The 23,041-nt window shown below is 57.0% G+C and carries 25 protein-coding genes; 2 read left to right on the forward strand and 23 right to left on the reverse strand.

Going from position 1 to position 23,041, the window contains the following annotated elements; translation table 11 throughout:
* Positions 1–101 precede the first annotated feature (101 nt).
* The 23 genes from sorU to QOL82_RS06175 all read right to left on the reverse strand — a co-directional run bounded on the left by sorU (position 102) and on the right by QOL82_RS06175 (position 21,869).
* Positions 102–431: a SorU family sulfite dehydrogenase c-type cytochrome subunit gene (sorU, locus tag QOL82_RS06065; RefSeq protein WP_125901835.1), complete on the reverse strand. Its 330-nt coding sequence runs from the start codon at positions 429–431 to the stop codon at positions 102–104.
* 10 nt (positions 432–441) lie between these two features.
* On the reverse strand, positions 442–1,695 hold the full coding sequence (gene sorT / locus QOL82_RS06070; protein WP_283441358.1) for a SorT family sulfite dehydrogenase catalytic subunit: 1,254 nt from the start codon (positions 1,693–1,695) through the stop codon (positions 442–444).
* Between the two features lie 145 nt (positions 1,696–1,840).
* Positions 1,841–3,232 carry a YVTN family beta-propeller repeat protein gene (locus QOL82_RS06075; protein ID WP_283441359.1) on the reverse strand — a complete coding sequence of 464 codons (1,392 nt, stop codon included), beginning with the start codon at positions 3,230–3,232 and terminating at the stop codon, positions 1,841–1,843.
* A gap of 29 nt (positions 3,233–3,261) precedes the next feature.
* Positions 3,262–3,738: a DUF305 domain-containing protein gene (locus QOL82_RS06080; RefSeq protein ID WP_283441360.1), complete on the reverse strand. Its 477-nt coding sequence runs from the start codon at positions 3,736–3,738 to the stop codon at positions 3,262–3,264.
* Positions 3,735–4,538 carry an anti-sigma factor family protein gene (locus tag QOL82_RS06085; RefSeq protein WP_283441361.1) on the reverse strand — a complete coding sequence of 268 codons (804 nt, stop codon included), beginning with the start codon at positions 4,536–4,538 and terminating at the stop codon, positions 3,735–3,737. The genes QOL82_RS06080 and QOL82_RS06085 overlap by 4 nt, the downstream gene beginning before the upstream one ends.
* Complete coding sequence (locus QOL82_RS06090) at positions 4,535–5,041, reverse strand: RNA polymerase sigma factor (RefSeq protein ID WP_283441362.1); 507 nt, start codon at positions 5,039–5,041, stop codon at positions 4,535–4,537. Before QOL82_RS06090 ends, QOL82_RS06085 begins: the two co-directional genes overlap by 4 nt.
* Positions 5,042–5,093: 52 nt before the next feature.
* Positions 5,094–5,471 (reverse strand): COG4315 family predicted lipoprotein, encoded by a 378-nt coding sequence (locus tag QOL82_RS06095; protein WP_283441363.1) that lies wholly within the window; start codon positions 5,469–5,471, stop codon positions 5,094–5,096.
* A gap of 672 nt (positions 5,472–6,143) precedes the next feature.
* Positions 6,144–6,383, reverse strand: coding sequence for a hypothetical protein (locus tag QOL82_RS06100; RefSeq protein WP_283441364.1), 240 nt, complete (start codon positions 6,381–6,383; stop codon positions 6,144–6,146).
* Between the two features lie 85 nt (positions 6,384–6,468).
* On the reverse strand, positions 6,469–7,068 hold the full coding sequence (locus QOL82_RS06105) for a DUF305 domain-containing protein (RefSeq protein ID WP_283441365.1): 600 nt from the start codon (positions 7,066–7,068) through the stop codon (positions 6,469–6,471).
* Positions 7,069–7,300: 232 nt separating this feature from the next.
* Positions 7,301–7,624: a copper-binding protein gene (locus tag QOL82_RS06110; protein ID WP_283441366.1), complete on the reverse strand. Its 324-nt coding sequence runs from the start codon at positions 7,622–7,624 to the stop codon at positions 7,301–7,303.
* A 52-nt stretch (positions 7,625–7,676) separates the two neighbouring features.
* Positions 7,677–8,579, reverse strand: coding sequence for a copper resistance D family protein (locus tag QOL82_RS06115; RefSeq protein WP_283441367.1), 903 nt, complete (start codon positions 8,577–8,579; stop codon positions 7,677–7,679).
* Between the two features lie 3 nt (positions 8,580–8,582).
* A complete protein-coding gene (gene copC / locus QOL82_RS06120; RefSeq protein WP_283441368.1) occupies positions 8,583–8,954 on the reverse strand; it encodes a copper homeostasis periplasmic binding protein CopC in 372 nt (123 codons plus the stop codon).
* 24 nt (positions 8,955–8,978) lie between these two features.
* Complete coding sequence (locus QOL82_RS06125; RefSeq protein ID WP_283441369.1) at positions 8,979–10,352, reverse strand: multicopper oxidase family protein; 1,374 nt, start codon at positions 10,350–10,352, stop codon at positions 8,979–8,981.
* A gap of 11 nt (positions 10,353–10,363) precedes the next feature.
* A complete protein-coding gene (locus tag QOL82_RS06130; RefSeq protein ID WP_283441571.1) occupies positions 10,364–11,791 on the reverse strand; it encodes a TolC family protein in 1,428 nt (475 codons plus the stop codon).
* A gap of 625 nt (positions 11,792–12,416) precedes the next feature.
* Positions 12,417–12,839: a hypothetical protein gene (locus tag QOL82_RS06135; protein ID WP_283441370.1), complete on the reverse strand. Its 423-nt coding sequence runs from the start codon at positions 12,837–12,839 to the stop codon at positions 12,417–12,419.
* A 151-nt stretch (positions 12,840–12,990) separates the two neighbouring features.
* Positions 12,991–13,512: a DUF2846 domain-containing protein gene (locus QOL82_RS06140; RefSeq protein WP_283441371.1), complete on the reverse strand. Its 522-nt coding sequence runs from the start codon at positions 13,510–13,512 to the stop codon at positions 12,991–12,993.
* 91 nt (positions 13,513–13,603) lie between these two features.
* A complete protein-coding gene (locus QOL82_RS06145) occupies positions 13,604–14,545 on the reverse strand; it encodes a cation diffusion facilitator family transporter (RefSeq protein WP_283441372.1) in 942 nt (313 codons plus the stop codon).
* Positions 14,542–17,727, reverse strand: coding sequence for an efflux RND transporter permease subunit (locus QOL82_RS06150; protein WP_283441373.1), 3,186 nt, complete (start codon positions 17,725–17,727; stop codon positions 14,542–14,544). Before QOL82_RS06150 ends, QOL82_RS06145 begins: the two co-directional genes overlap by 4 nt.
* Before the next feature lie 18 nt (positions 17,728–17,745).
* Entirely contained in the window at positions 17,746–19,059 is a 1,314-nt protein-coding gene (locus tag QOL82_RS06155) for an efflux RND transporter periplasmic adaptor subunit (protein WP_283441374.1), read from the reverse strand.
* Between the two features lie 9 nt (positions 19,060–19,068).
* On the reverse strand, positions 19,069–20,367 hold the full coding sequence (locus tag QOL82_RS06160; protein WP_283441375.1) for a TolC family protein: 1,299 nt from the start codon (positions 20,365–20,367) through the stop codon (positions 19,069–19,071).
* An 88-nt stretch (positions 20,368–20,455) separates the two neighbouring features.
* Positions 20,456–20,812, reverse strand: a complete 357-nt coding sequence (gene czcI, locus QOL82_RS06165) for a cation efflux protein, CzcI family (protein WP_283441376.1) — start codon at positions 20,810–20,812, stop codon at positions 20,456–20,458.
* A 46-nt stretch (positions 20,813–20,858) separates the two neighbouring features.
* Complete coding sequence (locus QOL82_RS06170; protein ID WP_283441377.1) at positions 20,859–21,203, reverse strand: DUF3703 domain-containing protein; 345 nt, start codon at positions 21,201–21,203, stop codon at positions 20,859–20,861.
* A 3-nt stretch (positions 21,204–21,206) separates the two neighbouring features.
* Positions 21,207–21,869, reverse strand: a complete 663-nt coding sequence (locus tag QOL82_RS06175) for a cation efflux transmembrane domain-containing protein (protein WP_283441378.1) — start codon at positions 21,867–21,869, stop codon at positions 21,207–21,209.
* 91 nt (positions 21,870–21,960) lie between these two features.
* Between QOL82_RS06175 and cadR the strand changes: the two genes are divergently transcribed.
* Entirely contained in the window at positions 21,961–22,416 is a 456-nt protein-coding gene (cadR, locus tag QOL82_RS06180) for a Cd(II)/Pb(II)-responsive transcriptional regulator (protein WP_283441379.1), read from the forward strand.
* A gap of 137 nt (positions 22,417–22,553) precedes the next feature.
* The gene (locus QOL82_RS06185; RefSeq protein ID WP_283441380.1) at positions 22,554–22,970 is read left to right on the forward strand and encodes a DUF411 domain-containing protein; all 417 of its coding nucleotides are present in this window, start codon (positions 22,554–22,556) and stop codon (positions 22,968–22,970) included.
* The last annotated feature ends 71 nt before the right edge of the window (positions 22,971–23,041 follow it).

Here is a 23,041-nt window from a genome sequence, read left to right on the forward strand (position 1 = left end):
TCGGCCATTTGCAGCCGGTGGAGAACTCAACCTCGAACGCCTGCTTGAGATTAAAAGCGGCCTTTTATCCGCGAAGCTTACATGACCGCCGTTGCCTCTTTTTACTTCGCACCTGTTACCCCGGCAACGTACTGTGACAGTAGTTTGACCTGTTCGTCGCTGAGGTTAGTGAAGGCGGGCATTTGACCTATTCCATTGCGAATTGCTTTTTCCACACGTGACGCGTCGGGCTTGAGCTCATCTAGATTGGGTCCAATTTCACCTACAGCGCCCGCGTCCTTGAGCGTATGACACACCGAGCAGGCAGGGACTGCAGTTTGGTTAAAGAGTTTCTTTCCCGCGCCTACCTCGTCCTGTGCAACGGCTGCAGTACCGAACTGCAATGCAGCTATGCCGGCGGCAACAGCGAAACATCTAATTTTCAATGACATAGAGTTTCTTTCAAACGACACTGAGGGTCAGCGCATGATCGCGCCAGCTATTGTTGTTGTAGCCGCCAGCGTTTTCTACCCGACCTTCCGGCTGCCGGTTTCCTTCCGCATCGACAACCATGCAAGCAATCGTATGACTGCCCGGCTCGAGCGTTGCCGGCAGCACGAACTGCCGCCACGCGTAGCGCCCCATATCCGGGCCGACCAGCCGCGCCTGCTTCCAGGTCTTGCCCCCATCAACGGACACTTCCACTGACTTCACCGCATTGATGCCGCCAAATGCCACCCCCTTGATCTGTACTGGACCGGCTACCAGTGGCCCGGATTCCGGCGCAGGTGAATTGATCCATGACTTGGGGCCCATTTCCCATACGGAAGGATGACTCGGGTCCCCTTTCTGGCCAGGCGGGGAGATCCGGTATCCGGTTTTCTGGATGGCTGCATCAGTCTGCTCGGCGGTGAAAGCCAGGCGCTTGATATACTTAACATTGTTCACGCCGGTATAGCCTGGCACGATCAGACGCAGGGGGCCGCCGTGGGCCAGCGGAATTGGTTCGCCGTTCATTTCCCAGGCCAGCAGGGCGTCGGCCATTGCCTTCACGGGTACCGAGCGCTCGACCATCACGCTTTTCGGATCGATTCCTTCCGGCAGCTTTTCGCCGCCAGTACCTGTCATGTAGGGCATGCGCTCGTTTATGCCCCCCAATGCCTCGACCACTGCGCGCACCGGTACGCCGCTCCAAACCACGCAGCCAGCAGCCCCCACTTGCCAGGGTGTGCCACTCGGCTTGGTTGGAAACAGGCCACGACCATTGCCCGAGCATTGCAGGACCATCGCCATCGTCTCCAGCCCCATCGATTTGAGATCCTTGACCGTGAGGGTACGCGGATTCTTTACGCCTTCAACCGACACTGCCCATCCGTCACGATCGGCGATGATCGAGGCGTCCGGCGCCGGCAGATTGTTGCGGATATAGAGTTGATCGGTCGGTGTGATGATGCTGGTACCGAATGCGCTGCGCTTGGTCTCCAACGTGCTGGAGGTATGCACAATCATCGCGTTTGCATCTTTCCAGGTCACGTACGCCGGTAGAGGCTTGGCGGCCGGCACCGTGCTGGCAACCGCCTGCGCCATGGCAGACCGGGTGAATGCGGCTAAACCGGCGGCCGTCATGGCGACCGCGCTTCCCGCCAGCAGATGGCGACGGCGGGGGCTGGCAAGCTGCTGCGTCTGATCCGCCTTTTCGTTTTGTTTGAGTAGCATTTTCGTCTCCTTTATTGATATTTATTTGAACGCATTCTTACAGGCTCTGGATCATTTCAGCCTCGCCGGCGCTTGCAGCGCCTCAGCATACTTTCAGAACACCGGGTTGAACAGCGCGATGTCGCTGTGCACCCAGTTGAGTTCATCAAGAGCCGACGAGGACGGCCTTTGCCGTATCTGCCCCAGCTTCACCCTCCATTACGATGATTTTGCTGGCCGCCACGTCCTTGGTGGACAAGGTGTTGGAAACTTCGCGCAACGGCCCGATCGCCGTTCCATTGGCCATGCCCATCGGATTGGTCTTGAAGCTGGCAACCGGCGTTTTTTGACCGGTCACATACACGCTGTAGACGGTCAGCGGTTTCAGCTTAAACAGCGAGACTTCCAGCGAATCGATGACCCCCAGATTGCGTGCCACCACGAAGCCCTTGCCGTCGCCCACAACCGGTTTTAATGCAATATTGATCGGATCGCTATTGCCACGCGGCGTCAGGTTCGCCGCCCCATCTCCCTCTATGACTGCATTCGACACATAGACCAGGGCCTGGGGCGCCTGCCCGACCGGCACACGTGCAATTACTTTGTTGGAGGCTGCGTCGATTACATCCACCGCGTCGCCATTTTCAAGCCCAACATACTGGCGAGTGCCATCGTCAGATGCCCAGATGCCGTGCGGCAGCGCACCGACCGGAATGGTCGCCATCAGCTTAGGCGTGTCGTCAGTCGTGAATACCTTTACTGCATTTTCGCCTCCGACGGTGACATAGGCGAGCGTGCCGTTGGCTGATTTGGAAAAGGCCAGATGGTTGGTGATCATGCCGACGTCAAAGACGCCCTTCACTTCAAGTGTTGCGGTATCAATGCGAGTCACCTTTCCCACGTCCTTGTGGGTCATCCACATCTCCTTGAAGTCGGGGGTGAATTGCAGAAACGGCGAGAACGGACTGACTACCTTGATCTGCTTGACGATTTTGTGCGACGAGACATCGATGACGTCGACCACCGGGTTGAAACTTGATACAACAAAGGCCTGCTTGCCGTTCGGGTGGAACAACACCATGCCGGGACCTGGCGTGGTATCGATGCGGCGTGTTTCCTTGTAGGTGATCGGGTCGATCACCGAGATATAGTTTTCGCCCCGGACCACTACCCAGACTTCCTTGCCGTCTGCCGTGAAAAAGCCTTCATGCGGCGAGCGGCCAATGTAGGTCACGCCTTTGACCTTATTGGTCGCAGTATCGATGAAAGTCACCGAGTTGGACCCATTGGAAATGGCAATCAATGTTTTGTGGTCGGGCGAAAAACCAAGACCATGCACATTGATCTCGCCCTTGTACAGGGGTGAGAGCACGTCGGGGCGCTGATTTCCTAATCTGATTTGACCGACCAGGGCGTTGGTGGACGGGTTGATGACCGAGACGGTGTTGCTATTTTGGTCGGCTGTGTAGACCCGGTCCGTCGCAGCAGGGGCGGCCCATGCCAGGCTGGCCGAGACGGTAGTGATGGTGACAGCGGCCAATAAAAGAACTCGGTTCATGGTTGCCTTTTTTTGATAGAAATGGAAAGTTATTTCGGTGCCGCGGCGTTGCCGGCCTGCGATTTCTGGTAGCGCGTGAGCCACGTCTGCATGAGACGGATCTCGTTCTGCTGTTCTGTAATGATAGCCTGCGCCAGGTTGCGCATTTCCGGATCGCGGGTGCTGAGCAGGAGTGCTTTCGCCATGTCGATCGCGCCCTGGTGATGGGGAATCATCATCGTGACGAAATCATGCTCGGGGACACCGTTCATCAGCGCGCGCCTCATGCCGTCGTCCATGACCGCCATGGCGTCGTCCATCAGGCCTGAAAAAGGCTTGGCGGTGCTGGCTATGAACGGCGCAGGCGCCTTGCCAGCGCCGGCACTATGATGCTGGTGCTCCTCATGCCCCTGGTTTGTCTGTTGTGCCGAAGCCTGGTGAGGCAATGCCAGCGACATCATAAGCACCAGGCAGAGCAAAATGGATGTTGTAATCCTGGCAGGCAGGGGTATGGGATATGCGGTCATGCGGGCGCCTTAAGCTGTTCGTGGACGGCGCTGGCGATGCGAGCCAGTTCACCTTTGTTGGTACCGGCCGATAGGGCATAGCCGAACTTGCCGTCTATCCAGTAAAACACGTTGACCGGTCCTTCCTCAGCAAAGCGGAAACCCGTGTCCTTGTTGTGCGCCTGCTCCGTGGAGACATACAGTGTCAGGCGCTGGCCGGTTGAATCGTGGTACATGAATTGGGCAACCGGGCCGCTTTCGCCGGGCAGCAGGCGTCCGCCAATCAGCTCGTACCCCAGCTTGCCGAGTTTCGGGGGCTGAATTTTGCTGCCGATCCGCTTTGACAGCCATGTCACGAGCTGTTCCTCCTGGTCCGCACCGATTTCGACCGGGCGTCTTACGTCTGGGCTATAAACCACATGAGCGATCGCCGCCTGCCGCGCAAGGTTGGCTACCTGGCGGCCTTCCGCAATACGATCTGATCTTTGCGCTTGGATAGAAACGCCTGGCTCATCCATTTGACCGTGCAGCGTCCACCCGGCGGCGCCACCGGCTACGGCAATGGCCACGCCTGCGGCCCAGCGCTGCAGCATCCAGTTTTTTGCCTGAGGTACGCCGGACAGCCGCGGCGGCACTGGCTCCGATAACACGGGATTAAATAGCACGCGCAAGGTTTCGGTCTGCAGACGGTAAGCTAAAACCCGCTCGGCTTCGTCGGGCCGTGCGGCAAGATAAGCCTCGATCTCGGTACGCCGCGATTCCGGAAGATGCCCGTCTATATAAGATTGCAGATCGGCTTCGGTAACAGGTAGTTGAGTCATTTAACGACCTTCAAACGAGATGGGATGGCTTTTCCTTCCATTAGAAGCCGCAGTCGTTCGCGTGCGCGCGAAAGACGCGACATGACTGTGCCCAGGGGTATGCGCAGGGTGGAAGATATTTCCTCATAGGTCATTTCTTCCAAAGCGACCAGAAGCAGAATTTCGCGCTGCTCGGCCGGCAGCATTGCCAGGGCCGATTGCATATCGCGGATTTCCATGTTTTGCATCTGCGGTGGATTGTAAAATGGCACGGGCGTATCCTCATCTAGCTCGACCGTCGTAACAACTTGCTTGCGCAGTTGGTCCACGTAAAGGTTGTGCATGATGCCGAACATCCACGCCCGCATGTCGCTGCCAAGGTGCCAGGACGCGAGCTTGCTCCAGCCACGCTCCAGTGTGTCCTGCACCAAGTCGTCAGCCTCGGCGCGGTTCCCCACCAATGCGCGTGCATAGCGGCGCAGGCGGGGAATACAGGCAACGAGCTGAGCGCTGTTCTGTTCCATAGCGCGTTGGTTCAGGATGCCTGTGAAAGATTATCCATTGACGTAGTTCTCGTTAATCTTTGACGACGTGCCAGATGTCTTTGAAGTTGTCGCCGGTTCGATCGCCTGCCTTTTGATCCGCCGTATAGAGGTAAAGCGGCTTGCCTTTGTAGGCAAGTTGCTTGCTGCCATCATCCCGGGTAACCACAGAATACGGCGTGGATGGTTGTGCGGCACTGGCTGCTACGGGTGGCCACAATGTAGCGCACGGGCCGTTGCATACACTTTTGCCGCTGTCAGCGACGTCTTTATCAAAGGTATAGACCGTTTTTCCGTTATGGTCGACCAGAATGCCATTGGCCTGTTTAAGTGCGGCATCGGAGGCAACGGCAGATCCTGCAGCGAAGGACAGAGTAGCAATAATCGACGCCAAAAGATGAACTGCTTTCATGATGAATATCCTATAAGAGTAACGTTTGGGTTGTCCCAGCAGCCTTGGGTGCGCAGGCTAAACATAAGGCAGCCGTCGGACGCTGAAATTGCCTGCCTACACTTGGGTGTACGAGACCAGCAGCTGATTTATTCCACGACGCCTTAAATAAATTTGGCGCACACAGTTTTAAGCCACGCCGCTCGATGGTTGAGTAAGCCGGTGACTTGATTAATAAGTCCAATCGATCATAGGCTTTCAATTGGCACCATAACCAACGCCGCAAATTTTCTTAGGAGAAATTGATGGATTCGGTAAAATTGTAGCCAAGCTCGGTGTCCAGGACGCATACCGTACCACCACTCAAACCGTTCTTTGTTCGTAATGGTGCGCCTGGGTGAAACCGCATATGGAGCTAACCCAGCAGGATAATAATGACTCCTTACTGTAGTAGAGCAGCCGTTCAAAAAATTTAAGCGACTGTCTGCAGTGGGTCGGAAGCAGCCGGTCACGGTCCCGATCCTTGGCTCTGTCAGTGGCGCCACTTAAGTTGTCATGTCAGGGCGAAGTCGGTCGCAGCAATTTCGATATCCCTATGGCTCAGTCGCAGCTATTCAGCGAAAAATCGTCGCAGCTATTAGCAAAATCAGGTGGGTGCAGCCCGGCACCGCAGGACCTTGCTTCGCATCAATTTCAGAAAGTCACATCTGTCATCCGTAATGCAGAGTAGTGGTGGTCAATAATGAATTCGAGATAGGCTTTCTCGAAATCAGCGGTCTGACCACGGCCTGGCCCGTCGGCGCTCGCTGGCAATGCCAATGTTGCGAGCAAAAACGCACTGCCAATCGCCACCAGTGCCTTACCGGCAGATGGCCGGCGTTCAGGCGAAATCATTGGAGCCTGGCGGGTACTGTTTAAGGGGGTGTGAACCATGGTGTTTCTCCTTTAAGCAAAGTTCGTTAAGGGGCATACCAGTCCTCCCTGAAGGTGCCGGCGGCTAGGAAGCCGCTCTACTCGGTCACTTTCCAGCTAACTTCCAGTCCTTTTTCCACTTTTCCATCTGCGCAATTTCCTCGGTCTGAGAATCAATTGCCTTTTGCGAAAAATCCTTGATTTCTTGGTGCTTCGCTTTTTTCAACGCATCCTTTGCCATTTTGATGCCACCCGCGTGATGCTTAGGCATCATGTCAAGGAACATGGCGTCGAACTGTTCCCCCTTGCTGGCGGCCAGCTTGCTCATCGACATGCCTTTCATGGATTCCATGCCGGGCATCTTCATGTTGATAGCGTCGCCTTTGCCCGCATACCACTGCTTTTTCCAGTCCTGCAGCTGTTGAATGTCCTTTTCCTGGTCGCCAATCATTTTCTTGGCCATTTGCTTTAATTCGTCATGGGCCGAGCGCTCTTCAACAAGCTGAGCCATGTGCATGGCGCCTTGGTGGTGCGCGGACATTGTGTCCAAAAATTGATGGTCATACGGCGCTTTGGCCGCGTTCGGCGAGCTTGTCATGGCATGGTGGTCATGCACGCCCGCATGAGATTTGGCGTCTTGTGCCAAGGCCGGGGCACCCAGGGTGCAAGCCAGGACGGCAATTGCCGTGCTTTTGAATATCGACATGTTCGATTTCCTCCATACAGGGGTTAATAGACCAGGCGGTCAAGCCCGTACACGCTGTGCGTACGATATATGGCGAAATCGAAGGTTCTGAGAAAACTCAAATAGATTCAGTGGTTTAGCGTTCAATCAAGCCACTCCTCCTGAGTTTGGGCGAGCGTGTTCATGGGCAGGATTCCCTGCCCAATGCGCCCCTAAAACCAAGGGCCGACTTTCGCAAATCAGCCCCTATGTCTTACTGCTGCTTTTCCAGCTTGGTTACGGTCAGCTGACCGTTCGGCTCCTCTGCGACGAAGTTAATCTTGTCGCCGGTCTTTACCTGGTCCAGCATGGCAGGGTCCTTGACGCGGAAGACCATCGTCATGGCGTCCATGCCGATGTTTTGCAGAGGACCATGCGTAATGGTCACTTTGCCGGCGCTCTTGTCGACCTTTTTCACCTCTCCGGTGGACATCGAGTTGGATGCTGCTGCGGTGGCCGGCTCAGACTGTGCATATGCACCGGAGACGGAAGACAGAGCGAGGGTAGCAATTAGTGCAGCTTTAACGAGCGATTTCATGGTGAGTTCCTTTGTGAACAGGTTGATTTAGGTTGTTAGAAGAAATGTGCAGCTAGCCAGGTGGCGCGCTGCTGGTAAGGACTGCTGCGGCCATCAGAACAAGCAAGAGGACCACGGATTCAACGCGCAGGATGGTGATAACGGTGCGCAGACCACGCTGCGACGTCGCCACAGACAGGCCAACAAATTTGTTGAATCCTCCAAGGGCAATGGCTATGACGACCAGGCAAAGCTTGAAGGTGAGCACTTGCCCGTAGTCCACTTCGATGAGCTGACTAGGGCTGCCGAGCACGCGGTAAGCGTTGTATGCGCCGGTCGCCAGGATTCCCGCCAAGGCGCCGCCTGCCCAGTTCGACATTGATGTCAGGTAAGTCGCGATCTCCTTGGTCGGAGTTGAATCACCGGCCAGCACGCGCGGGAGTACGAGCCAGCCGGCGACAAACACGATGCCAGCCCAGAAGGCCATCACGACTAGATGCAGCCATTCCACCGCGACGGCAACACTGAAAGGGCCGTGCTCGTACGCGTGTCCGATGGTGACCCGCGCAGCGGCCGTGAACAACAACAAGGCAGTGAGTATGCCTAGGTAGCTCACGCTCGGAACGTCCCCTCGCCGGAACAAATGGACGAGAAGCGCAATGACCAGAAACGCAAGCGCGGCGGCACCAGCATGTCCGTAGTGGGTAGACGCCAGCATTTGGGCAAAGGCCGGCCCTGCCTCCAGCCATGTAACGTCGCCCATGACAGCGGATTCGGTCCATAGGGACAGGAAAATGCCGGTAATGCAGACAAGCAGGCCGGCCGACATGGCAGTCGACAGCCGCTTATCGACCGTTAGCTGCCACCCTGCGGTCTGTTTCATCAGCCAAAGCCTGGAGGTCAGCACGCCGACGACCCAAGCAAAGCTGACGTTGATGAGCGCAGTGGCCGCTACTTGTGGAGCCGTCGCTTCCATTGGTTACTTCACGGTGAAGGAGTAGTCGCCCTTACGGCGGTGGCCGTCGTGGCCGACGCCGACGTACTCGACCTTGTATTTGCCGGGTGACAGAGCCGGAACGCGCAGCTTCATGACTGATGGATTACTAGCATCCAGGGTGGGCTTTTCCACGTTGACCTGCTTGCCAGTGCTATCGACGAGCTTCGCGGTGCTGAACGCCGACTCCAACTTTTCATTGAACTGCAGAGTGATTTCCTTCGGCGCAGCAGCGATTTCGGCGTCCTTCTCCGGGACTGAGGTTTGGAGACCAGCATGGGCCCAAGCGTTGGAAGCCCCTGCCATTGCAGTTGCTACGAACAGCATAGATAGAGCGTGTTTTTGTGCTGCTTTCATGTGAATCTCCTTCTGTTGCGATGGTTAGTGGTTGCTATGGCCGCCTTGCGGCTTTCGAACATTCATTTCGACGCCGGGCACCGACTTGCCGGTTTCGGGCGCTTTGGCTGCTACTGGCACGTCACCCTTCCATTCGTATGCGACGGTGCCTGCCGGATGCTTGTACCAACCCGGGTCCTTGTAATCGCCTGGCTTCTGGTCTTTGCGGATTTTTACTGTGGTGAACATTCCGCCCATCTCGATGTTTCCGAATGGACCGGTACCGGTCATCATCGGCAGAGTGTTTTCAGGCAGTGACATCTCCATGCTGCCCATCGAGCCGCCGCGTTCGCCCATTGCCATGTAGTCCGGGACGAGCCCATTAATTTTCTTGGCAATGTCTTTTTGGTTCACGCCTATCATTGTCGGAATGTCATGCCCCATTGCATTCATCGTGTGATGTGGCTTATGGCAGTGGAAGGGCCAGTCGCCCAAGTCAGTCGCATCGAACTCAATGGCACGCATCTGGCCAACCCCGATATCCTGAGTCACTTCCGGCCAGCGGGATTCGGGGCGTGTCCAACCACCGTCAGTGCCCGTTACAACAAATTCATGCCCATGCAGGTGGAACGGGTGATTTGTCATGGTCAGGTTGCCCATTCGGATGCGCACTCGGTCGCCCTGGCGTACGTTCATCGAATCGACGCCTGGGAAGACACGGCTGTTGATGGCCCACAGGTTGAAGTCCAGCATCGTGCTGGTCTTGGGCGTAAAACTGCCCGGCTCGATGTCGTAATTGCTGAGTAGGAAAACAAAGTCGCGGTCGACTTTCATGAAGTCGATGTTCTTCGGATGCGTCACCCAGAAGCCCATCATTCCCATGGCCATTTGCACCATTTCGTCCGCGTGCGGGTGATACATGAAGGTGCCGGGGCGCTTGGCTACAAACTCGTAGACAAAGGTCTTTCCAGCTGGGATGGCTGGTTGAGTAAGGCCGGCCACGCCATCCATCCCAGCTGGCAGGCGCTGGCCGTGCCAGTGAATGCTCGTTTCCTCCGGCAACCGATTGGTCACGAAGATGCGTACCCGGTCGCCTTCCACGACCTCGATGGTTGGGCCGGGAGACTGGCCGTTGTAGCCCCAGAGATTGGCCTTCATGCCAGGAGCGAACTCGCGGACGACGGGCTCTGCTACCAGGTGGAACTCCTTGACACCGTTGTTCATGCGCCAAGGCAGCGACCATCCGTTCAGGGTGACGACGGGGTTGTATGGGCGGCCATTGGGCGGCAGCAGCGGAGTTTGCGTTGCGGCGCCGTCCACTGTGACCAATTCAGGCAAGGTAGCCGCGCCGGCGCGGCTGACAGCGCCTGCGCCGACCAAAGCGGCAGCGCCTGTTAAGAAATTTCTACGTGAAACCATGGCTAATCCTTCTAGTGTGCGGGGGCGTCAGCTTCACCAGAAGCTTGGCCAGTCATTTGGGTGGAACCACCGCCGGTGCCGCTGCCGTTGACGGCGGCCTGGAGGTTGGTCTCGGCTATCCAGAAATCACGTTGTGCTTCGATAGCCGCATTGACGCTGCTGACCTGGGTGCGAGCGTCGGTAAGTAGTTCGAAAACGCTGGCGAGCATGCCGTTGTAGCGAAGCAGCACCTCGTCCGAAATTCGTTTCCGCAGAGGCACGACTTCGTCCCGGTAGTGCTTCGCCACCTCGTAGGTCGTCCGATATGCTGAATACGCCTCCCGGACTTCGGAGCGTGCTCGTACTGCCGTGTCAGCCGTACGCTGGACAGATTGCATGTAGGTCGCTTCAGCGCGCGCGGTTCGAGCGCCACCCCAGTCAAATATTGGTAGAACCAACTCAATTTCGTAGCCATTGGCGCGCGGGCTGCCCGTCTCGCTCTTGTTGGTGTAGCCGGCCTCAAATACGTTGATGAACCCCGTGGCTTGAGTCAGGCCCAGATTGCTGGCGGTTGCGGAGACGTCGCGTTGCGCCACTTGGACGTCCAGCCGCTGCGTCATAGCCTGCGACTCAAGATTGGCCACCTCATTTGGGGCCTTAGGCAAATCCGGCAGGCGCTCAGGGAGTTTAAAAGCCGCATTGGTGCCCCACAGGCCGAGCAGCCGTGTCAGCTGTTCCCTAGCGGCGGTTGCGTTATGCCGGGTGCGGGCGAACTGGGTCGTGGCGTCCGCATGAAACGCATGCTCACGAGCCTGGTCCAGCTTGCTCCAATTGCCGACCTTGGCCAGGCGTTGGGCGAGATCTGCGCTGGCTTCGGCAGCGGTAGCCACCTGTTCGGCGTATTGAGCGCTCTGCTGCGCCGCGACGGCGTTGAAATAGGCCTTCCGGGTGTTGGCGGCCAGCTGCACTGCTTGCGACGCCGCCTGGAGTTTTGCCTGCTCGAACCGGCGGCCTTCAATGTTGCTGCGTATCGGCATGGTCAGTAGGCCGACGAAATTGAACATGATGCTGCGCTCGATTTCCACGTCCTCGCCACCGCGCTGCCGACCAAAAGAAAACCCGGGATTGGAGAGTCGGCCAGCCTGCACACGATTGGCTTCGGCAACGCCCAGTTCTGCGAATGCAGCCTGCAAGCCTTTGTTGTTCGCCAGGGCAATTTGGATGGCGGAGTCGGGCGTCAGCGGTTGCGCCAGCAGCTGGTTGACGCGTGCTTGGGTAGCCGCCGCATCGTCTTCCGTTTTGTCGCGCTGGACCGTCTGGCCCGTGCGCTCCTTGGTCAACGAAGACACGGTGTCCAGGCCGCCGTCCTTCGAGAAAGTCGCGCACCCGGTCAAGATCAGGGCAGAGAGCGCGATAGCGAGCGGCTTCAACTGCGCCGCTTTTTGTTGGGTGTCCATCATCATTTCCCTTGCATGTTGTGGTTACTACCGTGACCCGCATGGCCGGCGTGGGGGTCAGGCTGCGTAGAACTGGGCTTTTGTGCGGCAGGCGCAGCCTTCATCCCAGGCATGACGCCATGCCCCGCGTGAGGGTCCGACTGAGATTGGCTAACCTTCGGTGTAGCAGCCTGCGTATTGGCGCGCGGCGCAGCCATAGCGGCACCGTGTCCGGCATGGCCAGCATGCGGGTCAGCTTGAGTAGAGCCGGCTTGCTGGGCAGCAGGCGGAGTCGTCATGCCAGGCATCCCACCATGGCCAGCGTGCGGGTCGCCTTGAGCAACCTGCTCATTAGCGGCGCGCCATACTTGGTCCGGAGTGGTCGTTTCTTCCGGAGTGGTTAAATAGTTCTTGAATGCAGAGACATAGGTCGTCTCTGCAACGGACGCATTTGCGTCTGCCGGGTTGGGTTGTGCTTGTTGCGCAGTTGCAGCGAGCGGCAGGAATGCCACGGCGGCCACCGTAATCCAGTGTGAAAAAGACATGATTACCTCGAAATCGAAAGGACAGACGTGCGAAGGCACGCGGCTAGTACGCGGGCTGGGAAGCCGAACGAATGCCGTCCGGCGTACTCAACTCGGTACGTCGATTAAGCGGTAATGCGTTTGGGGGGACGTTCGAGGCCGGCCGGGATGAAGCCGGTGACCAAAGGAGAGGGAGAGATGACTTCAGGCAGCGAGCTGCTATAGGCAGAAATTAAGGCCGGAACGGAAGGCGGAGCGACTGCACCTACACAGCAGGCTGCGCAAGCACTGCAAAGAGAACCTTTATGCTTGATGTCGGCAGAATCGCCGGCAGATTTGGCTGCCACGACTGTCACACTGTCTGGAGCGTCGCCTTCATGGTGATGCGATTCCGTTTGCATCGTTATTTCGGCAGCGTCATGGTGTGCCGCCGGACCGCAAGACGCCTGGACAGCCGCAGCAAACCCCTGAAGAGGCAGCGCGGCAAGTAGCAGCCAGACCAAAAATGTCTTGAGGACGCGGTTCATGTCGTAAGTATACCATTTCATTGGGTATCGCTTCTGCGACATCTGATATACAACTGTAGAGCTTCCCACATTGGGAAGGTCAAGTGTTTTGTCCGACATCTGTTATACATGATCATAGTGACGAATTGATAACCTATCTGGACCGTAATTCGTAAAAAAGTTACTTATGCACTCAGGGAGACGATATCAATAGGGCGAGCTTCGACTGAGTTACCAAAGACCGTCCTTTTTTCTCATCAATCACTGTTAATTTTCCACTCACAGTATTGATCCACAGCTTTAGAGAGTAACTGACGTAGTAAGTCTCCCCTGGCATCACTGCTAACTTAACCAACGACTCGTCGTAGGTACGGACCCTGAGCGTATGCATTCCAGGTTCGACATTAAGGACGATGTTAGTTTCCGGTGCCAATTTAGCAATTGTTTTATCATTTAGAGTTACCTCAGATGTTTGTTGATGCTCTGTTAGATAGCGTCGAACGAGATAGACCTTCCCGTGCTCAACAGGCGGGGCGTGAAACTTTTTTGCCTCTATGTCTTCGGCAGGCGGCGCAAGTGGAATAGCGGCACATTTCTTCCATACGTGGCTGAAAGGGCGACAAAGGTAATACGGCATATCAGAACGCGTATCTGGCGCTGCGCAAGCTGCAACGAAGACCGGGATTACCAATAGCCCTAGGGAATAACGGAACATTCTAAATTGACCGACTCTCTAGGTTGGGGACCGGATCCCTAGATTGAGGACCGGTCGGACGTGGAATTTTTGTACTGCACAGCCCGCCAAGCTAGTGACCGTGCCCTGCATGCGAACCATGTGCCTCGGCATGTGAGCCAAAGTGGTAGTCCTCATCGATCTGCTCACACTCCACTAACTCGCACTGGATGGTTACGTGAGTAATGCGAAAGTCGTGTGCCAGACGCTCCCGTATCGCGTCCAACACCGAGGACGCTGACACCTCCGGGACATGGACGACATGAACCGTCAGGCTGACTTTGCCACTGGTGATAGCCCAGACATGGAGGTCGTGGTAGCTCTGCACGCCTGGCACCGCCGCTATTGCGTCACCAACGTGGCCAACGTCGATTTCCTCGGGTACGCCTTCCAGCAAGATGTTCAGGCTGGCTTTCAGCAGAACCCACGTACGGGGCAGTACCCACAGCCCAATGCCAACCGCGACTACCGAGTCCACCCAAGCCCATCCCGTGAACCGGATAATGACAGCCCCCGCGATGACGCCAAGTGAACCCAGCATGTCACTCCAGACCTCGAGGTACGCACCTTTGAGGTTCAGGCTCTCATCCTTACCCCCCGTAAGCACCCGCATGCTGATGAGGTTGATGATCAGTCCCAGAACTGCGATGACCAGCATGGTGGATGACTGGATTTCCGGTGGGCTGGAAAGCCGCCTGTATGCCTCATAGAGGATGTAGATAGCCACGGCGAACAGCAGCAGCGCATTGAAGGCCGCCGCCAGGATCTCGAACCGGTAGTAGCCAAAGCTGCGCTGCTTATCGGCCGGCCGGCGTGCAATGCGGACTGCCGCAAGCGAGATAGCCAGCGCTGCGACATCGGTGAACATGTGAGCAGCGTCAGAGAGCAATGCCAGGCTCTGACTGATGATGCCACCGATAACCTCCGCTATCAGGAAGCTACCTGTCAGGGCGACAGCGATCCAGAGCGCTTTTTCGTTGTTGTTTCCAGCTGCATGGTTATGACCTGCGCTCATGATGGTTCCGTAGATGGTTGAAGGGATGGTTGACGCGTAGCTGTTCGAAGCTCTTCAGCTATTTGTCTTCTGTAAGCCACCTGATAGAGCAATGGCAAGACCAGCAATGTGAGTGCCGTTGAAGACAGGATTCCGCCGATAACAACGGTGGCCAAAGGCCGCTGTACTTCGGCGCCAGTACCGGTCGCAATGGCCATCGGTATGAAGCCCAGTGATGCCACCAGGGCTGTCATGAGCACCGGTCGCAGGCGGGTCATTGCACCTTCGTGCACTGCTTCATCCAGCGAGCGACCTTCCTCAAGCAAATGGCGTATGGAAGACACCATCACCAGCCCGTTCAGCACGGCGACGCCGGACAGCGCGATGAACCCGACTGCCGCTGATATGGAGAGCGGGATTCCACGCAGCCAGAGGGCAACGATGCCGCCAGTGAGTGCGAATGGGATGCCTGAAAATACAACCAGTCCGACTTTCACTTCGCCAAACATCATGAACAGCAAAGTGAAAATCAACAGCAATGCGACCGGGATCACTATCTGCAGACGCTGTGAGGCCGACTGCAGCTGTTCAAACTGTCCACCCCAGGTGGTCCAGTAGCCGGATGGAACTTTGACCTGCTGGGCCATCGCCTTTTCGGCGTCGGCGACAAACGAACCCATGTCCCGGCCACGTACGTTCGTGCTGATAACGATGCGCCGCTTGCCGTCCTCCCGGCTAATCTGGTTTGGCCCTGGCGCCACCTCAAGTTTCGCCACCTCGCCCAGCGGGATGTAATTGGCCCGGCCATTCGCGCCAGAAGGCAGAGAAATTGGAAGGCGCTTCATCGCCTCCAGGTCGTTACGCAACGTTTCAGGTAGCCGGACCACGATATCGAACCGGCGGTCGCCCTGGAACAGCGTACCGGCTTCCTTGCCACCGATAGCGGTCGCTACCAGGTCCTGTATGTCACCGACGTTCAAGCCGTAGCGGGCGGCTTGTTCACGGTTTATTTGAACAGTCAGCATCGGAAGCCCGGTGGTCTGCTCGACTTTGACATCAGTGGCGCCAGGCACTCCGCGCAAGACATCCGCAATCCTGTTGGCTGTGCTATTCAGTACGTCCGTGTCGTCACCAAACAGCTTGACCGCCACATCGCTTCGGATGCCTGAGATGAGCTCGTTGAACCGGAGTTGGACTGGTTGAGAAAACTCGTAGTTATTGCCAGGCAGTTTCGAGACTGTCTCCTGGACGGCGGCCAGTAATTCATTACGCGACTTCTTGGGCATGGGCCACTCGCTTTCCGGTTTAACCATGATGTAGCCGTCCGAGATGTTGGGCGGCATCGGGTCCGAAGCGATCTCCGCGGTGCCAGTGCGGGCGAATACCCTTTCGATTTCCGGATGCTTTTCCTTGAGTGTGCGTTCCAGTTGCTGCTGCATGGCGACCGATTGCGTCAGGCTGGTGCCCGGGACGCGTATCGCCTGGATGGCAAAATCACCCTCATTCAAATTCGGGGCAAATTCGCTACCCATTCGAGTGGCAAGCAACCCGGACAAGAGAACGGTGACTACGGTAAAAGTAAGCACCACCGGCTTGTTCGCCAGGACGAAGTCAAGAAGCGGCGCGTAACCCCGTTTTGCACCTTGGACCAGTGCGTTTTCCTTCTCAGCGACTCGATTACCAATGAACAGCGCGACTGCCGCAGGGACAAACGTGAAAGACAGGACCATCGCTGCAAACAGAGCCATGACGACCGTGATTGCCATCGGATGGAACATTCGGCCCTCCACACCCGTCAACGCAAAGATGGGTAGATAGACGACCATAATGATGAGCTGGCCAAATATCAGAGGTCGCCGTACTTCCTTCGCTGCAGCGAATACCTCGTGAAAACGTTCAGACAGGGTAAGGGACCGGCCAAAATGCGCCTGTGCATGGCTCAGCCGGCGAACGGCTGCTTCCGCTAGTACGAGCCCGCCGTCGATGACAATCCCGAAGTCTAGGGCGCCAAGGCTTAGCAAATTGGCACTAACCTTGTACGTCACCATGCCGGTGAACGTCAAAAGCAAGGACAGAGGAATCACCAGTGCTGTAATGATTGCAGCGCGAATGTTCCCCAGGAACAGAAACAGAACGGCGATGACCAGTACAGCTCCCTCGAGCAAGTTCTTCTTGACCGTATCGATTGCCTTGTCCACCAGTACCGTACGGTCATAGACCGTCACCGCCTGTACTCCCTCTGGCAAAGTCTTGTTAATTTCAAGCATCTTTTTATCGACGGCTCTCGACACTGCGCGACTGTTCTCGCCCATAAGCATGAATACGGTGCCAAGTACCACCTCTTGGCCATTTTCTGTCGCAGCCCCAGTGCGCAGTTCACGTCCAATACCGACTTCTGCAACATCGCTGATGCGAATAGGAACGCCGTCCGCGCTGCGTACGACAATATTTTCAATGTCGCCAATGGTGCGCACTTGTCCGGGGGTGCGTACTAGCAGCTGCTCGCCGCGACGCTCTATATAGCCGGCGCCGACGTTGCTGTTGTTACGGTCCAGGGCAGTAACGATGTCGGCAAGCGTGATGCCGTAAGACGCAAGCTTGTCCGGGTTTGGGGCGACCTGGTATTCCTTCGCATAGCCGCCAATGGAGTTGATTTCAGTGACGCCACGCACGTTGCGCAGCTGCGGCTTGATAATCCAGTCTTGTATCTCCCGCAGGTCCGTTGGGGTGTATTCAGTGCCATCCGGCTTTTTCGCCCCTTCTTTTGCTTCAACCGTCCATAGATAGATTTCGCCCAAGCCAGTCGAAATTGGTCCCATCACCGGCGTGATGCCGGCAGGCAGCCGTTCCTTGGCTTCCTGAAGCCGCTCATTGACCAGTTGGCGCGCAAAGAATATGTCCGTCTTGTCTTTGAAGATAACCGTGATCTGGGACAGGCCGTACCGTGACAGGGAACGCGTCTGTTCCAGATTGGGAAGGCCAGCCATGACTGTTTCAAGCGGATAAGTAACGCGTTGCTCAGTCTCCAGGGGCGAATAGCCGGGCGCTGCAGTAGAAATCTGCACCTGCACGGAACTGATGTCCGGGAGGGCGTCCAGAGGAAGCTTCTGGTAGTTATAGATTCCCAACGCAGCCAGCATCGCGACGAGAAGCATGACGAGCCATCGCTGCTCTATTGAAAACCCGATGATGCGATCAAACATAATAAGTATCCTTTCGCATCAGTGAGCGTGTTCCGCACCGGCTTTACCCAGTTCGGACTTGAGGATGAAGCTGTTGGTGCTGACGTATGGAGCACCGGCCTGCAGCCCCTTGGTCACCTCAACAACCTTGCCGTTACTGCGGCCCAGCGTCACTTCCTGCGCAACAAAGCCACCTGGCACGCTCAGAAAGACAGTGGTCTTGTTCTCGATCGTCTGGATCGCCTCTGCGGAGATGGCGACTGGCGCTTCGGTCTGGCCGGAGACGACTTCAACGTTCACGAATAGGCCCGGGCGCCAAGCCATGTTCGGGTTGGCCAGGGAAACGCGGGCCTTGGCCGTGCGGGTTTGCTCGCCGATCAACGAACCGACGTAGGCAACGGTTCCGGTTGCTTTCGCATCGAAGGCCGTTGCGTTGACGACGACCTTTTCGCCAACCCGTATCGCGTTCAAGTCTTTTGCTGGGACAGCAACTTCAGCCCATACGGTCGACAGGTCGGAAATTGTGAAGATACTGGCGTCTTCCTTGACCGCTTCGCCCAGCGACAAGTGCTTCTCCATGACCATCCCGTCGAACGGCGCGCGCACCTCGTAGCTGTTCAGACCCCTGGCACTGGTGGCGCTCGCGCCCAAGGCTTCCAGCTTCTGGCGCGCGTTTTGCACTGCAATCTCCGCTTCCTGCATTGCCTGGCGCGCTTGTAGGTAGTCCTGCTCGGCAGAGATTTTGTCTTCCCACAGCTTCTTTTCACGCTCGAACGTTGTCCGGGCAAGGGACAGACGCTTTTGCGCAGTCAAGAGCTCGCTGCGTTGCTCGGAAAGGCCGGTACTGGCGATGACAGCAAGAACTTGGCCCTTTTTGACTCCTTGGCCCAAATCGGCCAGGACACGTTCTACGACGCCGCCAAGCCGTGGCACGACATGGGCAGTGCGGTCCTCGTTGTAACGAATTTCGCCAGGGAGCGTGACCACAGTGTTGATGTTGGCTGCGCCAGCGGTGCTGACTGTGATCCCCGCTGCCTTGGCCTGAGCCTCATTTAAGGCAATCTTGCTGGGCTTTTCTTCACGCTTTTCACCCGGCTTCTCTTCGCGCTTTTCGCCGGGTTTTGCGGCGCGCTTTTCTTCTCCGTGTTGGCCGCCCGCCTTTCCTTCCTTGTGACCAGCTTCTGCATGCTCGTCTTTGTGGCCAGCTTCTGCGTTTTCTTTGGAATGGCCCTGTTCCTTGGCTTCGACCGATGACGTACCGCCCATGTTCAGGATGAGAGCACCTAGCAGAGCACCTAGCACAAGGATGGCGGCGATGGATAAAAACTGTTTTTTTGTCAGGTTGGTTTTCATGATGACGTCTTACTGGTTAGCGGCGGCCATCGGCGCGCCAAGAATGCGATCGATTTCAGCGCCGGCGCGGTGTACCTCTGAAAGAGCGCGCAGATATTGGGATCTGGCTTGCAAGAGGGTGCGCTGGGCGTCCAGCACATCAAGGAAGCCAAACTTGCCGTACTCGAAGCCGGTCGTCGCGGCTTCATAGGCGCTTTGCGCACCTGGCAGGATGTCTTGCTGAAGTGCCTGGACTTCCTGGCGGGAAGTGGTCAGTTTTTCAACGGCTAGAGCAAGCTCGCTGCCCAGACGGATCTCGACCGCTGCAAGTTCGTCGCGCGCCTTGTCAGTGCGTCGCAGCGCCTCAAGAACGTTGCCGCGGTTCGTGTCGAAGATAGGCAGAGGGACGGAGACGCCGACAATGGCCTGGTTGCGTCCCAGTTCTTCATTGCGGTTCACGCCTAGGCTGACTGTCACGTCCGGCGTGCGGCGGCTGCGTTCGAGCCGTGCCAGCGCCTGCCGGCGGTCAACCTCAAAGCGGGCGCGAGCCAAGGCTGGCGAACTGACCAAGCCTGCTGACAAAGCGGCTGGATCGGGCAGTGCCGGCAAAGACTGAAGCTCACCCTCAGCGCGCTCAAAACGCGGCGTCAAGCTGCCCCACATCGCGCTCAACCTCTTCCTGGCAGAGGTCAGGTCACTTCTCGCTTGCAGCAGCTCGAGCCGTACGCCTGTTTCTGCAACCCGTGCCCGCGTTTCCTCAACCGGGGATACTTTTCCGGCGATAACCCGCTTGGAAGCGACTGTCGAGGCGCGCTGAGCCAAGTCAGCCGACTCTTGCGCCAGGCGCACGCGTTCCTGCGCAATCATCAGGTCGAAGAAGGATGAAATGACAGCGGCCCGGACCTCGGCCTGCTTGGCACCGAGTTCGGCGCCTGCAGCGTCACGGCCGCGCTCGGCTGCCTGGATCCGCGCAGCTCGTTTCCCGCCTAGCTCGAATGGTTGGCTAAGCTGCACGGTCGTTTCACGCGTAGTGCGTCGCGTGTCCTGCATCTGCACACCGAGCGAAGGGTTCGGCGATGCGCCGGCTTGCACGACCGACGCCTCGACAGCGGCCAGTTCATACCGCGCAGCTGACACTTCCGCATTGGCGCTCAGCGCCAGTGCCAATGCAGACTGCAGGGTGAGTGGCCCGGAGGGCTCCAGAGCCTTGGCCGGGCGGTCGGGTGACGCTTGGGCCATGTCTCCGTTGCGTGGCAAATCCAGCGTTTGCGCGGCAGCAGGAAGAAAAATGGATGCCACCAGCATCAGTGGCAATAAAAACTTGTACATCGAATTCTCCAGGTAAACAGGATGGAATTCGACGAGACGTCACCTCAGTGCTGCAGATTGAATGAATGTGAAAGAGCGTCTCGCCGCGTTAAGCGACGAGGGTGCGATCGGGCCGCTTCGGGCCTTCAGGGAAGTAGGAGGAAAACGAGATAAATTGAAGCACTGGCGGCGCAAGAGCCTGCGGCACGGTCAGCTCAGGTGTAAACGACGTGGGCGTTACCTGGCACGACAGATGGCAATAGCCGCAGTCGTCATCGAGCGTTGCCAGCTTGCTTTTCTCGTCTGACTTTTCGGCCAGCTTCTCGGCTTGCGCCACATGGTGATGGCTATGGTGACCGAAATGTGAGGTATGGGTCGTCTCATGCTGGCAATACGCAGCCGCCGCCGCCCAGGAATACTGGAATGGCAGAGCGAATAGCATCAGGATGAGAAGATATTTTTTCACGATAGGAATTGTAGCACTAGGCTTTATATGGCTCTGTGGCAGGCTGTCACCTCTTGTCGGCGATATGGGCAATATCGGCGGCAATAGGCAGCCGCTTGAACATACTGATGTTGGTGCCGCCTGTATTGCCAACTGGCACAATGCCGACGGCAGAACCGATGCCACCAAGAACGATGCGGACAACTTGGCCAAAGACCTCGGGCACGGAACGACGGCGTAGGCCAATTTTCAACATGAGCCAGTGCGACCGGACGTGAGGCACGACATGGCGTTGGACAAGAACGTGGGCGGTCTCCAGGTGGCTGAACGCTTGGTCTAGTCGGCCTTCCTGGTAGAGGCGCCTGGCCTTGGCCATCTCGCGTTCAAAAGCGGCTTTCAGTAAGGGTGCCATGGATTACCTCCGTTTCAGTTCAACGGTCACGGGTTGGCTTGGAACGACCGAGGCAGTTTGCATCTCGCTACGAGCCTGTGCGATGACCGTGCGTGCCGCCGTCAGCCCCAAGACGCCCATCACAGCCGCCACGGCAATGTCTGGCCAACCGGTTCCAGTACCGAACACGCCAAGCGCAGCCAGAATAATTGCCAGGTTGCCGATAGCATCATTCCTGGAGCAGAGCCACACCGACCTCATGTTCGAGTCACCGGTCCGATAGGCAAACAAGAGCACCGCAACGAAGACGTTCACGGCTAAGGCCAGTACGCCAATCGCGCCCATGGTGCCCGCTTCTGGGACCGTGCCTGCCGTGAAGTGCCAGGCAGCGGTTCCCAGCACGAACAGGCCGTAAGCACCCATGGTGACGCCTTTGACCAGCGCCGCGCGGGCACGAATGGTCAGCGAGAGGCCGAGTATGGCTATGCTCACGAGATAGTTAAAAGCGTCGCCAAAGAAGTCAACGGCGTCCGCAAGGAGTGAAGCCGAGCCCGAAGCTAGGCCGCCTACCATCTCAACGAGGAACATCCCAGCATTCAAGATTAAGGCAACCCACAGAATACGGCGGTATGTGGGGTCAACCGGGGGTTTGTCGGAGGCGCATCCTCCAGAGCAGCAAGCAGACATTTCACTTCCTTTCTTCTGTATAGTGCCATTTAAAACCCTGTAGCCACTACAGGGTCAAGTGGATTGAAGAAAAAAGTGAACGAGGCGACAAATGGGCGTTGAACTGCTGAAGATTGGCGAGCTGGCAAAGCAGACCGGCTCTCAGGTAGAAACGATTCGGTACTACGAGCGGGAGGGCTTGTTGCCGACGCCGGCGCGCTCGGAGGGTAACTACCGACTTTACGGCCCGTCGCATGCCGAACGGCTGCAGTTCATCCGACATTGCCGGTCGCTCGACATGACGCTGGGCGAAATCCGCGAACTTCTGTCATTTCGGGATACGCCGGAAGAGAGCTGCAACGAGGTGAATCTCCTGCTAGACAGGCATATCGAGCATGTATTCCAGCGCATTCGGGAACTGCAATCTTTGCAGAAGCAGCTCAAGACATTACGCAGTACGTGCCATTCCGCGCAAGCAGCCAAGGACTGTGAAATTTTGCAGACGCTTGCCACCCCGGATGGCGTAGCACCAACTCATCTTGGGACGCATGGTGGTGGCTGTCACTAATCGTAAGCACGTAGAGGCCACATTTGATAGCAAGTAATGACAAAAGAAACTTGATGTTAAATCGCTTGACCTTCCTATCGGAGGAAGGAGTAGGGTGGACACGGTCTTTATCAAAATCACTCGACTACGGAGTACAAATGAAGAAGCTATTGCTAACAACCTTACTGGTGGCTGCCTCGACGCTTGCCCACGCTGCGGGCGAAGCCATTACTGTGTACAAGGACCCAAATTGCGGCTGCTGTGCTGAGTGGATAGAGCACTTGCGCGAATCTGGCTACAAGGTAAAAGCGGTCAACTCGGAAGATATGACTGCGGTGAAGAAACGCCTTGGTGTGCCTGAAAAGCTTGAGTCTTGCCACACGGGCGTCGTGGATGCATCAGGGCAAGTCATAGAAGGGCATGTGCCTGCGGCCGCTTTGGCCAAGCTCATTTCTACGCCAGCGGTCAAGGGAGTCGCCGTTCCAGGCATGCCTGCGAACTCACCCGGCATGGGCAAGATGGATGGCAATCTCGTCACGGTTGATTTTTCGGGCAAGCAGTTCTCGAAGAACTAATTCCGTCAAGCAGGCCGGCTCATTCAGTGCAGCCGGCTTGTGCTTCTATGCGGCGGAGCCGACAGCCTCCA

It is taken from the genome of Noviherbaspirillum suwonense (assembly GCF_900182955.1).
In the GTDB taxonomy this organism is placed as follows: Bacteria; Pseudomonadota; Gammaproteobacteria; order Burkholderiales; family Burkholderiaceae_D; genus Noviherbaspirillum_A; species Noviherbaspirillum_A suwonense.